The sequence below is a fragment of the Actinoplanes sp. GCM10030250 genome (assembly GCF_042666575.1).
Lineage (GTDB): Bacteria > Actinomycetota > Actinomycetes > Mycobacteriales > Micromonosporaceae > Actinoplanes.
On record NZ_JBHTDO010000041.1, the window covers coordinates 45,571 to 58,599 of the forward strand.

At 69.9% G+C, this 13,029-nt stretch carries 14 protein-coding genes; 4 read left to right on the top strand and 10 right to left on the bottom strand.

All coding sequences use genetic code 11. The features are described from left to right. Window positions 1-2: 2 nt before the first annotated feature. The 7 genes from rnc to rsmD all read right to left on the bottom strand — a co-directional run bounded on the left by rnc (window position 3) and on the right by rsmD (window position 4,358). A complete protein-coding gene (gene rnc / locus ACFQV6_RS36875) occupies window positions 3-818 on the bottom strand; it encodes a ribonuclease III (RefSeq protein WP_378032329.1) in 816 nt (271 codons plus the stop codon). Next, the gene (locus tag ACFQV6_RS36880) at window positions 811-1,767 is read right to left on the bottom strand and encodes a phosphate acyltransferase PlsX (RefSeq protein ID WP_378032376.1); all 957 of its coding nucleotides are present in this window, start codon (window positions 1,765-1,767) and stop codon (window positions 811-813) included. Before ACFQV6_RS36880 ends, rnc begins: the two co-directional genes overlap by 8 nt. A gap of 45 nt (window positions 1,768-1,812) precedes the next feature. Further along, window positions 1,813-1,986, bottom strand: coding sequence for a 50S ribosomal protein L32 (rpmF, locus tag ACFQV6_RS36885; RefSeq protein ID WP_378032330.1), 174 nt, complete (start codon window positions 1,984-1,986; stop codon window positions 1,813-1,815). Window positions 1,987-1,991: 5 nt separating this feature from the next. Then, on the bottom strand, window positions 1,992-2,600 hold the full coding sequence (locus ACFQV6_RS36890; protein ID WP_378032331.1) for a YceD family protein: 609 nt from the start codon (window positions 2,598-2,600) through the stop codon (window positions 1,992-1,994). An 86-nt stretch (window positions 2,601-2,686) separates the two neighbouring features. Beyond that, window positions 2,687-3,184: a hypothetical protein gene (locus ACFQV6_RS36895; RefSeq protein WP_378032332.1), complete on the bottom strand. Its 498-nt coding sequence runs from the start codon at window positions 3,182-3,184 to the stop codon at window positions 2,687-2,689. 134 nt (window positions 3,185-3,318) lie between these two features. After that, window positions 3,319-3,798: a pantetheine-phosphate adenylyltransferase gene (coaD, locus tag ACFQV6_RS36900; RefSeq protein WP_378032333.1), complete on the bottom strand. Its 480-nt coding sequence runs from the start codon at window positions 3,796-3,798 to the stop codon at window positions 3,319-3,321. Beyond that, on the bottom strand, window positions 3,795-4,358 hold the full coding sequence (rsmD, locus tag ACFQV6_RS36905) for a 16S rRNA (guanine(966)-N(2))-methyltransferase RsmD (RefSeq protein WP_378032334.1): 564 nt from the start codon (window positions 4,356-4,358) through the stop codon (window positions 3,795-3,797). Before rsmD ends, coaD begins: the two co-directional genes overlap by 4 nt. 313 nt (window positions 4,359-4,671) lie before the next feature. Here rsmD and ACFQV6_RS36910 point away from each other — a divergent pair, with 313 nt between their 5' ends. Beyond that, window positions 4,672-5,718, top strand: a complete 1,047-nt coding sequence (locus ACFQV6_RS36910) for a hypothetical protein (protein ID WP_378032335.1) — start codon at window positions 4,672-4,674, stop codon at window positions 5,716-5,718. Window positions 5,719-5,813: 95 nt separating this feature from the next. Beyond that, window positions 5,814-7,136, top strand: a complete 1,323-nt coding sequence (locus tag ACFQV6_RS36915; protein ID WP_378032336.1) for a hypothetical protein — start codon at window positions 5,814-5,816, stop codon at window positions 7,134-7,136. A 71-nt stretch (window positions 7,137-7,207) separates the two neighbouring features. Here ACFQV6_RS36915 and ACFQV6_RS36920 read toward each other — a convergent pair whose 3' ends face one another. From ACFQV6_RS36920 to ACFQV6_RS36930, 3 genes are read right to left on the bottom strand one after another with little or no spacing between them, the layout of a single operon-like run. Beyond that, entirely contained in the window at window positions 7,208-7,558 is a 351-nt protein-coding gene (locus ACFQV6_RS36920; RefSeq protein WP_378032337.1) for a DUF952 domain-containing protein, read from the bottom strand. Next, window positions 7,555-9,738: an ATP-dependent DNA helicase RecG gene (gene recG / locus ACFQV6_RS36925; protein WP_378032338.1), complete on the bottom strand. Its 2,184-nt coding sequence runs from the start codon at window positions 9,736-9,738 to the stop codon at window positions 7,555-7,557. Before recG ends, ACFQV6_RS36920 begins: the two co-directional genes overlap by 4 nt. Further along, window positions 9,735-11,363, bottom strand: a complete 1,629-nt coding sequence (locus tag ACFQV6_RS36930; RefSeq protein WP_378032339.1) for a DAK2 domain-containing protein — start codon at window positions 11,361-11,363, stop codon at window positions 9,735-9,737. The genes recG and ACFQV6_RS36930 overlap by 4 nt, the downstream gene beginning before the upstream one ends. A gap of 173 nt (window positions 11,364-11,536) precedes the next feature. Between ACFQV6_RS36930 and rpmB the strand changes: the two genes are divergently transcribed. Together rpmB and ACFQV6_RS36940 are read left to right on the top strand one after the other, a co-directional pair. Continuing rightward, window positions 11,537-11,728, top strand: coding sequence for a 50S ribosomal protein L28 (rpmB, locus tag ACFQV6_RS36935; RefSeq protein WP_026207002.1), 192 nt, complete (start codon window positions 11,537-11,539; stop codon window positions 11,726-11,728). A gap of 261 nt (window positions 11,729-11,989) precedes the next feature. Then, the gene (locus ACFQV6_RS36940) at window positions 11,990-12,904 is read left to right on the top strand and encodes a DUF559 domain-containing protein (RefSeq protein WP_378032340.1); all 915 of its coding nucleotides are present in this window, start codon (window positions 11,990-11,992) and stop codon (window positions 12,902-12,904) included. Window positions 12,905-13,029 lie beyond the last annotated feature (125 nt).

Below are 13,029 nucleotides of genomic sequence, written 5' to 3' on the forward strand. Positions count from 1 at the left end.
GATCATGACACGTCGGGCTCTTCCGTCTCGACCGTCCCGGCCGTCTCGAATGTCCCGGCTGTCCCGGATGTCGCGGCTGTCCCGGCGTCCTCGACCGTCTCGACGGCTTCGGCACGCTCGGTCAGCGTGCGCCACGCCGCCGCGGCCGCCCGCTGCTCGGCCTGCTTCTTGCTGCGCCCCTCGGACCCGCCGTAACGCTCACCGGCCACCACCACCCAGGCGGTGAACGTCTTCGCGTGGTCCGGGCCGGAGTCCTCGATCTCGTAGTCCGGCACGCCCAGCCCGAGAGCCGCGGTCAGCTCCTGGAGGCTGGTCTTCCAGTCCAGGGCCGCACCGCGACCGGCCGACTCGGCCATCAGCGGGTCGAACAGCCGGTGGATCACCTCGCCGGCGGTCTCCAGGCCGTGCTCCAGGTAGATCGCGCCGAGCAGGGCCTCGAGGGTGTCGGCCAGGATGCTCGCCTTGTCCCGGCCGCCGGTCGTCTCCTCGCCCTTGCCGAGCAGCAGGTGCGGGCCGAGACCCAGCGGGCCCAGCCCACGCGCCACCTCGGCCAGCGCGTGCATGTTGACCACGCTGGCGCGGAGCTTCGCGAGCTGACCCTCGGGCAGGTCCGGGTGGTTGTGGAAGAGCGCCGACGTGATCACCACCCCGAGCACCGAGTCGCCGAGGAACTCCAGGCGCTCGTTGGTGGGCAGCCCGCCGTTCTCGTAGGCGTACGACCGGTGGGTCAGGGCGCGTTCGAGCAGCTCCGGTTTGAACGGGATGCCGAACGCCTCCTCCAGCGGCAGGGTGGACGGGCGGCGACGCTTGTCAATCATGCGATACCTCGCTGTACCTGAGCAGATCGGCGATGGCCGCGACCGAGGCGCGGCGGTGCAGGTCGGCCGCGAAGCCGATGCCCGCGGCGAAATCGGGTCCGGTGGCCGCGCCGTGGCAGACCACGACGGTGCCGCCGACCCCGAGAAGCAGCGCGGCCCGGGGCGGCGGTTCGGTGTCGGGGGTGGGTGGGCCGGTGAGGGCGTACGCCGTCTCCAGGCCCTTGAGCAGTACGTTGCCGGTGAAGCCGTCGGTGACCACAACATCGGCGGCGGTGCCGGAGACGACATCACCGCCCTCCACGAGGCCGGCGTATCGGGCACCGGCGGGCAGTGGGCGGGCGGTGAGCAGGGCGGGCACGGCACGGCGCAGGCGGTCGCCCTTGCCGGTCTCGGTGCCGATGGTGAGCAGGCCCACTCGGGGCGCGGTGAGGTGGTGGGCGACGGAGGCGTACGCGGCACCGAGGCGCGCGTGCACAGCGAGCGTCTCGCCGTCGGGGTCCACGGTCGAGCCGACGTCCAGCAGGATCAGCCGGCCGGTCAGCGTGGGGAGGACGGCGGCCAGCGGAGGGCGGCGTACGCCCGGCCAGCGGCCCAGTTGCCGGGCCGCGGCGAGGACCGTCACGGCGGTGTCCCCCGCCGAGACGAGCGCGTCGGCCGCACCCTCGGCGACCGCCCGGACGGCTCCACGGACGGTGTCGGAGGAGGTGACAGCGGTGGTGATCCGCTGCCGGTCCACCGGTGACAGGGCAGAGATCACCGCGTCGGCGGCATCAGCCGGGCCGACGAGGGTCAGGTGCAGGAACGGGTCCGCCTGGCAGGCACGCAGAGCGCCGTCAACCACGACGTCGGGAGCTTGGTCCCCGCCGAGGAGGTCGACGGCGATCCGCACGGTGCCCGGCTCCCCGACAATCCGTTGTCCGGGAGCCGCGGCACCGGTGGTTCGCCACAGCTCAGGTGCGACCCGCCCGATGATCGGGCGCGTCACGTGGTGGCGTCAGACCTCGAGGACCTGACGGCCGTTGTAGGTGCCACAGACCCCACAGGCCGCGTGCGGCAGCTTCGGCGACTTGCACTGGGGGCAGGCGGCGGTGACCACCGCAGTCGCCTTCCAGTTGGCCCGGCGCGAGCGGGTGTTGCTGCGCGACATCTTGCGCTTGGGGACGGCCACGGTTCCTACTCCTCAGTGATCTTCTGCGGGTGTTGCTGCGAAGCCGCGTCAGGCAGCTCGGCGTTCGACAGGTTGCGCAAAGCGGCCCAGCGGGAATCGACTTCCTCGTGGCTGTGATCAGCCGGGAGGTCGTCGAAGTGCACCCCGCAGTCGGGGCACAGCCCAGGGCAGTCCGGACGGCAGAGCGGGTTGGTCGGCAGTGTGAGCACCACCGCGTCCCGCACCACCGGCTCCAGGTCGAACAGGTCGCCATGCATCCGGCCGACCTCGTCCTCGTCGGTGGTCTCCTCGGTGGTGCTGTCCTCGTAGGCGAACAGCTCCGCGACGGAGACCTGGAACGACGTGTTGATCTCGTTGAGGCAACGCCCGCACTCGCCGGAGAGCGAGCCGCGCACGGTGCCACTGACATACACCCCCTCGGAGACCGACGTCAGGCTCAGATCGAGCTCGAGGTCGGAACCCTCGGAGACCGAGATCAGCTCCAGGCCGAGGTCCGCGGGTGCCGGCACCACCCTGTTCAGGGCACGCGTCGCACCAGGCTGCCGGGGGAGTTTCGTCGTGTCGACGACCAGCGGCTGCCTGGGATCCAGGTGACTCTGCGGTGACTTTGGCATCATGAACTCTCAGCCATAGGTAGGCCGACGGAAAACATTACCTGAGCTTGCCGGACATCGTCGAATCGGGCCCGGTCCGGCCGGGGTCAGAAGGGCAGCGGACGCTCGGCGTCCTCGCCCTGGAAGGTCCCGATCTCCCGGAGCGCGTGCATCTTGTCACGGCCTCGCTCTATCGACGCCAGCGCCCGGGTCAGGAACTGCTCGAAGTTGGCCAGGGCGGTGTCGACGTAGTCGTCGACCTCCTCACGCAGCCGCTGCGCCTCGGTCCGCGCCTCGGCGATGATCCGGGCGCCCTCGTGCTCGGCCGACACGGTGATCTCGTTCACCGAGACGAGACGGGCGTGTTCGGTCTCACCCTCGCTGACGATCCGATCGGCCTCGCGGCGGCCGGCCTCGATGATCCGGTCCCGCTCCTCGAGCACCGCGGCCGCCTTGCGCAGCTCCGACGGCAGCTTGGCGCGGAGGTCCTCGAGCTTCTCGATCATGTGGTCCCGGTCGATCATCACGTTCGCCCGGGACATCGGCACAGAGCGCGCGTCGTGCACGATGTCGATGATCTCGTCGATGCCGTCGAGCGGATCCACCGGCGCCTCACTCCTGTCGTCTACCGTCCGACCGCCCCGCCCACCACCCGAAATCGGACTGAAGGCATGTCACGGCGTGGTGCGATCACGTTACTGCGTCACCGCCGAGCCCGTTTCCGGCGCGCCGATGCGGCTCAGTTCTGCTTCAGCCGGCTGATCAGGCGCGCGAGAACCGGGTCCGGCAGGTACGACGAGGCGTCGCCACCCCACTTGACCACGTCTTTGACCAGGCTGGACGACAGGAACGAATACAGCGGATTGGTGGGCATGAACAGTGTCTCCACACCGGACAGCCCGATGTTCATCTGCGCCATCTGCAACTCGTAATCGAAGTCGCTGACCGCGCGGAGGCCCTTGACGACCACGGCGGCACCCTGATCACGGCAGAAGTCGACGAGCAGACCGTGAAAGGCGGCGACACGCACGTTCTCGTACGGCGCGGTCGCCTCGCCCAGCATCTCCAGCCGCTCGTCGATGGTGAAGAGCCCGACCTTCGACTGGTTGATCAGGACTCCGATGATCACCTCGTCGAAGAGCCGGCTGGCCCGTCCGATGATGTCGAGATGCCCGTTGGTGACCGGGTCGAAGGATCCAGGACACACCGCTCGTCTCATGATCGGCGACCGTACCAAAGAGTGGTCTCGCCGTAACGCCGGGTGCGAACGCCTTCGAGGCCGTCCACCCAGCTCAGCGGCCCGGAACGGGTGGATCGCTCGAAAATCACGACGGCGTCCGGCGACAGCCATCCGTTGGACACGAGTTCCTCCTGCACGGTGTCGATCTCGTCGGCGCCGAGGGCGTACGGCGGGTCGGCGAAGACCACGTCGTACGGTCCGCCCTCGGGCGCGCCCGCGAGGGTCGGCAGAACCTTTCCGGTCACGAGCCGGGTCGCCGGGCCGACACGCAGCGCAACGACGTTGTCACGGATGATCCGAGCGGCTTTGGTGTCCGATTCGACCAGAAGTGCATGCGAGGCTCCGCGCGACAGCGCCTCGAGCCCGACCGCGCCGGACCCGGCATACAGGTCAGCAAACCGCGCTTCGGACAGTTCGGTCATCGTCTCCAATGAACTGAAGAAAGCCTCACGTACGCGGTCCGAAGTGGGCCGGGTGCCTGCCCCGCCCGGTGCGGCCAGGCGACGGCCACCATGAGCGCCCGCGATAATCCTCGTCATCACAGCCGACGCTACTTCACCAGCCCCGACAGGCCACGGGCGCGTGAACAAATCCCTCGTGGAGGGCACTACGCGCAACGGCACCGTTCCGTTCGGTGCATGGAAGATCTCAGATTGGTATCAAGAGCATTAGCGGCGCCTGAGACGTTTCTTTGACCTTGATGAGTGGCTAGGGTCAGCTTCCGTCGGAACGGTCACGGTCGTTCCGACGACGACGTGGGGAGGCGTCGTCGCGGGGTTCGCTTCCGTCCCTTAGCGACTGTCGGCTCTTGCTTCCTCACGCCCCTGAACCCCCCTCGTAACAGGAGTTGGCGTGAACCTGTCAAAGTCCCCGCTTCGCCGCAGGACCGGCTCGGTCCTCGCCGGCGCGGCCCTCGGCATGATCGGCATGCTGGCAACTGCCGTGCCGGCCATGGCCTGCCACCCCGAGATCTCCGGCAGCTCGCCCTGTGTCGACAAGAACGGCACCTGGGTCGTCACCTGGCAGGTCAAGAGCAGCGAGCGCTACGACGGCAAGGTCACCGATTTCGAGGCGTCGCCCGCGGGTGAGGTCACCGGCATCAGCAAGGGTGCCGTGCTGCCCCGCAACGGCCTCAAGGTCACGCAGGTGGTGACCGGCGGCGCTCCGTCGGCCAGCCTCAAGGTCCAGGGCGAGTGGGAGAGCAACCGCGGCACCCAGACCGGTACGCGTACCGGCAACATCAACAAGCCGCGCAAGGTCTGCAAGGACGAGACCCCGCCCACCACGCCGCCGACCACCCCGCCGACAACGCCGCCGACGACTCAGCCCACCACCGAGCCGCCGACGACGCCGCCGACCACCGAGCCGACCACCACGGCTCCCACGACGCCGCCGACCACGGAGCCGACCACCACCGCTCCGACGACGACGCCGCCGACCACCACGGCGCCGACCCCGACGCCCACCAGCACCACCCCGGCTCCCGAGATCCCGGTCACCGAGCCGACCTTCGTCTACGACAGCACCTGCGACACCCTGTCGGTCGGCATCGAGGTCCCGGCGGACTGGAAGGAGGCCGTCACGGTCACCTTCAAGCCGAGCACTGGCGAGTCGCAGACGGTCACCGCCAAGCCGGGTGAGACCAAGTGGGCCGAGTTCAAGGCCTCCGAGGGCCTGAAGGTCACCGCGACCCCGAAGGGTTACGAGGACGAGGCCGCGACCATCACCTACAAGGCTCCGGCCAACTGCGCCAGCGGCGGCGGTGGCGGGGACGACGAGGAGCTCGCGCTCACCGGTGCCGCAGCCGGTGGCATCGCCGGTGGCGCCGCGGCCCTGCTGGCCGCTGGTGGCGCGCTCTTCTTCGTGGCCCGCCGTCGCAAGGTGAAGTTCACCGCCTGATAGCGATTCAGCAGCACCGATAACAACAGCAACAACCGGGGGCGCGTCGACAACATGTCGGCGCGCCCCCGCCCATTCCCCTCAATGGAGCACAGATGAAGAAGACCCCTCGCGGGTATCGCGTCCTGGCCGCACTGGCCGGAGCGCTTCTGGGCCTGTCGGCCCTAGCCGGCCCGGCCGGTGCCACCGGCCACGGCAACCCCGGCGGCGGCAACCACGGCGGCGGCGGTGGCAACCACCCGGACTGCGTCTCGGCGGCGGATGCTCGCTGGCTGCACGAGTTCGACGGCAAGGCGGGCACCGCCTCGATCCAGCTGGACAAGAAGCGCACCCACGGCAAGGCGCTCTGCGACCCGCAGTGGTTCTCGCTCGTCTCCTACGCCACCACCTCGACGAATGCCGAGTTCCCGCAGTACCTGCTGGCCAAGCAGGTACTCGAGTTCCCCGCGGACACCTTCACCACGCTCAAGTTCGAGGTCGCCGTGCCCACCTGCTACATGCAGGTCGACTTCGTCTTCGGCGACAAGGTCCTGCCGCTCGACCACAAGGGCGACGGCGAGCTCTACGGCGACCGCAAGGTCGGCAGCGACCGGAACGAGGGCTCACGCTCCTCGGCCCTGCCCGGCAACCCGAAGCACGCCTGGTACAACGGCGACAACGGCGGCACCTGTGCGGCCAAGCCCGAGGTCACCGCCCAGAGCTCCTGCAACGGCGAGGTCACCCTGGCGCTGAACAACCGCTCGGGCAACAAGACCGCCACGTTCGTCGTCACCGGCGAGAACGGCTTCACCAAGACCGTCACCATCAAGGCCCGCGAGCTGGACGACAACGCCGTGGTCGTCCCGGCCGCCTCGGCCGGCAAGATCTCGGTCACCGCGGACGGCATGACACCGTGGACCGGTGGCTGGACCGAGCCGGAGGGTTGCGCGCAGCCCGAGGCCGTGGTCAAGCACACCTGTGACGGCCTCGGCTTCACCGTCACCAACCCGGCCGGCGGCAAGTCGCTGACCGCCACGTTCACCCCGAACAAGGGTGAGGCGCAGACCGCGACCGTGGCCACCGGGGAGACCAAGACGGTCACCTTCGCCGGGCAGGAAGGCCTGACCGTCACCGTCACCGGTGACCTGAAGGCCGCCAACGGTACGGTGACCTGGGCCAAGCCGAAGGACTGCGGCTCGGCCAGCCCGTCGCCGAGCACCACCACCCCCACCGGCACGCCGACCACCACGCCGGAGGAGACCCCGTCGGAGACGCCGGACGCTCCCGCCACCACCACGCCGTCCGACGAGGGCGACGAGGAGCTGGCGCTGACCGGTGCCGCCGCCGGGACCGTCGCCGGTGGTGCGGCCCTGCTGCTCGTCGTCGGTGCCGGCCTGTTCCTCATGGCCCGCCGCCGCAAGGTGAACTTCAAGGCCTGACAGGCCGGCATCAAGGCCTGACAGGCCCCCGCTTAAGGGCCTGACAGACCCGCAATGAAAAGGGCGCGCTCCTACGGGGCGCGCCCTTTCCATGCGCCGAACGATCCGTCCGCCAGCGGGGGGAAATCGTGCACAGCGACCACCGCACCGACCGGCAGGCGACCGTAGATGTGCGGGAACTGGCGCCCGTCCGGCTCCGGCGGGCTGCCGTCCTCCCAGACCACGGGTGCGGGAAGCAGGGACTCGTCGATCTCCAGCAGCAGCAGATCGGTACGGCCGCGGAACCGCAGCGTGGCCGGGACGTGCACCCAGTCCGCCGGGGAACAGTGGATGAAGCCCTCGGTCGCGAGGGTGTCACCCTCGTACCAGCCGGCCGCTGTCGCCTCGGCCCACGCGTCACGCGGGCAGATGTGCAGGATCAACCCTTCTCCAAGAACTCGGCGCGATCCTCGTCGACCAGGGCGGCCACCGAGGCTGCCAGGGCCGGATGGCGGGAGAGATCAGGGTCGTCCCCGATCAGCTCGGACGCCTCCGCCCGGGCCTCCTTGATCAGTTTCTCGTCACGGAGCAGCGAGAGCAGCCTCAGGTGCGAGTGCTTGCCGGACTGCGACGCACCCAGCACGTCACCCTCACGCCGCTGCTCCAGATCAATTTCGGACAGCTTGAAACCGTCGGTCGTGGAGGCCACCGCGTCGAGGCGCTCCCGGGCCGGCGAACCCTCCGCCGACTCGGAGTGCAGCAGGCAGACGCCGGGCGCCGAGCCGCGGCCCACCCGGCCACGCAGCTGGTGGAGCTGGGAGACGCCGAACCGGTCGGCGTCCAGGATCAGCATGACCGTCGCGTTGGGCACGTCCACGCCGACCTCGATCACCGTGGTCGCCACCAGCACGTCCAGGTCGCCCGCGGCATATTTGCGCATCACCGCGTCCTTCTCGTCCGGCGGCAGCTTGCCGTGCAGCACGCCGATCCGCAGGCCGCGCAGATACTCGTTCTCCAGCAGCGGCAGCACCTCGGTGACGGCCAGCGGCGGGCGCCGGGCGGGCTCGTTGTCCGGCGGCGGCGTGTCACCGTCCTCCGGCCCGTCGCCGATCCGGGGACACACCACATACGCCTGGTGGCCGGCCTTCACCTCCTCCTTGATCCGTTTCCAGGCACGATCCAGATAGGCCGGTTTCTCCAGCGCCGGGATCACGTGCGAGGCGATCGGCGACCGCCCCCGCGGCAGCTGCGACAGAACCGACGTCTCCAGGTCGCCGTAGACGGTCATCGCCACCGTCCGCGGAATCGGCGTCGCGGTCATCACCAGCACGTGCGGCGGCCGGGCGGCCTTGGCCCGCAACGCGTCCCGCTGCTCAACACCGAACCGGTGCTGCTCGTCGACGACCACAAGTCCGAGATCCCGGAAATCGACACCCTCGTACAGCAGGGCATGTGTGCCCACCACGATGCCGGCGGTCCCGTCGGCCAGCTTTGCCAGCGCCGCACGCCGGGCCGCCGCACCGAGCGAGCCGGTCACCAGCGTCAGCTGCGTGCCCTCGGCGTCGCCGTCCAGCTCACCGGCGCGGCCCAGGGCGCCCAGCTGGGCACTGATGCCGCGGAAATGCTGGGTGGCGAGAACCTCCGTCGGAGCCAGCAGAGCGGCCTGCCCACCGGCGTCGACGACCTGCAACATGGCTCGTACCGAGACCAGGGTCTTGCCGGAACCGACCTCACCCTGCAGAAGCCGGTGCATCGGATGCGGCCGCGCGAGATCGGCGGCGATCTCCTCGCCCACCTCACGCTGACCCTCGGTCAGCTCATAGGGAAGACCGGCGTCGAACTTCGCCAGCAACCCGGCCTCGGCGCGCGGACGGGCCGTGCCGGGCGCCGCGGCAGCACGTGCCTTGCGCTGCACAAGGGTCAGCTGTACGGCGAGAGCCTCATCCCATTTCAGCCGGTGCTTCGCCCGGTACAGCGCCTCCTCGGAGCTCGGCCGGTGAATTTCCCGCAACGCCGTCCCGATGCCCGTCAGGTTGCGTTTCGCCCGCACCTGCGCCGGCATCGGATCATCCGGTGGCTGGAAGGTGTCCAGCAGCGTCCGCACGCATTTCGCGATGGTCCACGTGGGCACGGCGGCCGCCGCCGGATAGACCGGGATCAGCGCACCGGCGAACTCCTCGATCTCGGCGGCCGCGTCGTCCTGCGTCGCGTCGGCGCTGAGCAGCTGATAGGCCGGGCCGTTCAGCTGGCGTTTGCCCCGGAACTCGGTGACCTTGCCGGCGAACAGCCCCCACACACCCCGCCGCAACTCCCGCTCACGCCAGGCCTGGTTGAAGAAGGTACAGGTCAGCGTCGCGCCGGAGCCGTCACCGATGGTCACCTCGAGCATGTTGCCCTTGCGGGCCCGCATCGGCTTGACGTTGATCCCCTGCACCTGGGCCAGCACGGTGACCTGCTCGTCCACTTGCAAACTGCGCAGGTCGGTGTGCTCGCCCCGCTCGTCGTACCGCCGGGGGAAGTGGTAGATCAGGTCGCCCGCGGTGTGCAGGTCGAGGTGCGTCTCCAGGGCGCCGGCGGTCTTCGCACCGAGCACCTTGGTCAGCGGAGTGTCGGTCGTGGTCATTCGACTCCTGCCAGGAGGTGGTAGCGGGGCTGACCACCGGCGTAACACTGCAACTCGATGAACGGCCAGGTGCGATGCACGTGACGGCGCAGATCCGTCTCCAGATCGGGTGACGCGCCGGCGCCCAGCACCAGCGTGACCAACTCGCCGCCACCACCGAGCATCCGGTCCAGCAGGCGGTGGCTCACGTCGGTCAGGTCGGAACCGATCACGTGCACCTCACCGTCGACCAGCCCGAGCAGGTCGCCCGCCCGGCACGGACCGGCCACCGTGAGCGCGTCGCGCTGGGCGGTGCACACTTCGCCGTACCGGCAGGCGCCGGCGGCCTCGGCCATCGCGATCACGTCGTCGGCGAACGGGCGCTGCGTGTCCCGCACGGCCAGGGCGGCCAGTGCCTGCACCGGCGAGCGGGTCGGCACCACGCTGACGTTGACACCGGCCGCGGCGGCCTCACGCGCCGCCGACGACGCGACGGCATGCGTGTTCATGTCGTTGGGAAGCAGCACGACACAGTCGGCACCCGTCGCGTGGACCGCGGCGAGCAACTCGGCGGTGGACGGATTCCGGTCCACGACCGTGGCGCCCTCGGCCTCGAACAGCGCGGTCAGACCGTCGCCCGAGGCGACCACCACGGCGGCACGCAGGTCGGCGCCGGGCCGTCGTTCCGCCAGGGGCGTGACCCGGATCCGGTACGGCTTGCCGGCGCTGATCCCCGCCTCGATGGCCGGGCCGATCTCGGTGACGTGGACGTGCACATTCCAGGTGGGCGGGTCGCCGTCACCGGTACCGACGATGACCAGCGAGTCGCCGAGGGCGTCGAGGGTGTGCCGGAGGCGCTCGACGGTGGCGGGGGCGGCGTCCAGGAGGAATTGGACCTCGTAGCCCATGCCGGAGCAGTTGTCGGCGGGCTCGGGCTCTAGGGGGTGGTGGTGCGCTTCAGGCGTACGCCGAAGGTTTTGGTGGTTTTGGTGTTCTTCGTGATCTTGGTTGCCTTCGTCGATGACGGCGACCAGGGCGTCGAGGAGGACGCAGAGGCCCCGGCCGCCGGCGTCGACGACGCCCGCGCGTGCCAGGACCGGGAGTTGCTGCGGTGTGCGGGCGAGGGCATCCGCGGCGGCTCTCGCAGCGGCACGCGCGACCATGACCAGGTTGTCGGACCTGATCCGGCCGGCGCCCTCGGCTGCCGCGGCCACCACCGAGAGGACGGTGCCCTCCACCGGCCGGGCGACCGCCGCATAGGCCGCGTCCGTCGCGGTGCGCAGGGCCCGGGCCAGCTCGCCGCCCCGCACGGAGACGGCTGTGGCGAAGGTGTCGGCCATGCCACGCAGGATCTGCGACACGATGACGCCCGAGTTGCCCCGAGCGCCGAGCAGGGCACCACGCGCCATCCGGCGCATCAGCCCGCCAACTGTCGAACCCGTCACCGGCTCCGTCGTGGCGTGCGGGTCGTCGGACTCCAGGGCGGCCAGGGCGGCGGTCAGCGTGAGGACGAGGTTGGTGCCGGTGTCGCCGTCGGGCACCGGGTACACATTCAGGTCGTCGATCTCGCGCTGATGTGCCCGAAGCGCCTCGAGCCCACCACCGCACCAGCGGTGTACCGCAGCGGCATCGAGGGTCTCCAGCACGCGAAAATCGTACTTGTGACCTCCGACAAACGCGGGGTAGGCACCGTGACCGGGGGCGATTGGCTGTACCGGGTGGGCATCGGGTAGCCTTGCCGGGTTGCCTGGGCGATACATGTTCCTGGGCGCCTTCAAGTTTGCGTTTCAACTTTTCGTTTCAAACCCAGGAGTATCCCGTGGCTAGCGTGTGCGACGTCTGTGGCAAGGGACCGGGCTTCGGCCACAACGTGTCCCACTCGCACCGGCGGACCAACCGCCGCTGGAACCCGAACATCCAGTCGGTGCGCACCCCGGCCGGTGGCGGGACCACCAAGAAGCTCAAGGTCTGCACCTCGTGCATCAAGGCCGGCAAGGTCGTCCGCGCCTGACCTGAGTTCCCAGCTCTACTCAACTAGCCGCCGAGCCCCGCTCGGCGGCTAGTTTCCGTCCCACCCGCCTGTCCCCTCCGGCCCCGCTCCCCTCCAGGCCCGCGCTTCCCGGCGCGGTGGCCCGTCTTCCCGGCGCGGTGGCCCGTCTTCCCGGCGCGGTGGCCCGTCTTCCCGGCGCGGTGGCCCGTTTCTCTGGCGCCGTGTCCACAGGCCTGCGATCGGGGTGGCTTTCGAGTTGCCGGTCGGCCAGGATCTGCCGCCATGCCGGCATCCTGCGATCCTCGTCTGCGCGAGTTGCTCGAGTACCAGGACGGTGTGATCAGCCGGACTCAAGCGATCCGGCACCTCTCCCGCCGCACGATCGAGCACCGGCTCGACTCCGGGCAGTGGCAGTCACCACATCACGGGGTCTATGTCGCGCACTCGGGCCCCATCGGTACCGCCGAGCGCCTGTGGATCGCGGTACTGGGCACCGTCGGCGGGCACACCGTGTGGCTCGGCGGGCTGTCGGCTCTCCGGGCTGCGGGGTTCCGCGGCTTCTTGACCGAGCCAGTTCACATCCTGATGCCGGCACGGCTGACCGCCAAGCGACCCCCGGGCGGCGTGGTCGTCCATCGCACCACCCACCTACCGGACTCCGACCTGCGCATCACGGGACGCCCGCCGCGAACCGTGCCGGCTCGTTCCCTGATCGACGCCGCGCAGTGGCAGCAGTCGGAGCGGCGAGCCGCTGCGATCATCATGGCCGGTTTCCAACAGCGGCTGGTGCGCGTCGGCGACATGCTGCCGGTGCTGGCTGCGATGCCCCGGCTACGGCACCGCGCCCTGATCGCCGAAACCATCGCCGATGCCGCGGGAGGCGCCGGCTCCCTGCCCGAAGCGGAGTTTTTGCGGTTGTGCCGTACCGCCGCCCTCCCGGAACCACGGCTTCAGTTCTGCCGTCCAGACAGCCGGGGACGGACAAACTACCTGGACGCCTACTTTCCCGACCAGCGAGTCCATGTGGAGATCGACGGCAGCTTCCACGTCGACGTGCGGCAATGGTGGGCAGATATGTCCCGCCAGAATAGGCTCTGGCTCCCCGGGGATCGAGTACTCCGATTCCCGGCCTGGGCGATCCGCCATGATCCCGACGAGGTCATCGCCCAGCTACAGGCCGCCCTGTCCCCCGTCTAATGCCCTCCCCGCGTCACCACCACTCCCCGCGTCGCCTCGTCCCGCTCGGCTCGGCTCGGCTCGGCTCGGCTCGGCTCGGCTCGGCTCGGCTCGGCTCGGCTCGGCTCGGCTCGGCTCGGCTCGGC

Coding starts and splice junctions, on each gene's coding strand:
- rnc (WP_378032329.1), bottom strand. CDS start 818: ATGATTGACAAGCGTCGCCGCCCGTCCACCCTGCCGCTGGAGGAGGCG.
- ACFQV6_RS36940 (WP_378032340.1), top strand. CDS start 11,990: ATGCCGGCATCCTGCGATCCTCGTCTGCGCGAGTTGCTCGAGTACCAG.
- coaD (WP_378032333.1), bottom strand. CDS start 3,798: ATGAGACGAGCGGTGTGTCCTGGATCCTTCGACCCGGTCACCAACGGG.
- rsmD (WP_378032334.1), bottom strand. CDS start 4,358: ATGACGAGGATTATCGCGGGCGCTCATGGTGGCCGTCGCCTGGCCGCA.
- ACFQV6_RS36890 (WP_378032331.1), bottom strand. CDS start 2,600: ATGCCAAAGTCACCGCAGAGTCACCTGGATCCCAGGCAGCCGCTGGTC.
- recG (WP_378032338.1), bottom strand. CDS start 9,738: ATGACCACGACCGACACTCCGCTGACCAAGGTGCTCGGTGCGAAGACC.
- ACFQV6_RS36915 (WP_378032336.1), top strand. CDS start 5,814: ATGAAGAAGACCCCTCGCGGGTATCGCGTCCTGGCCGCACTGGCCGGA.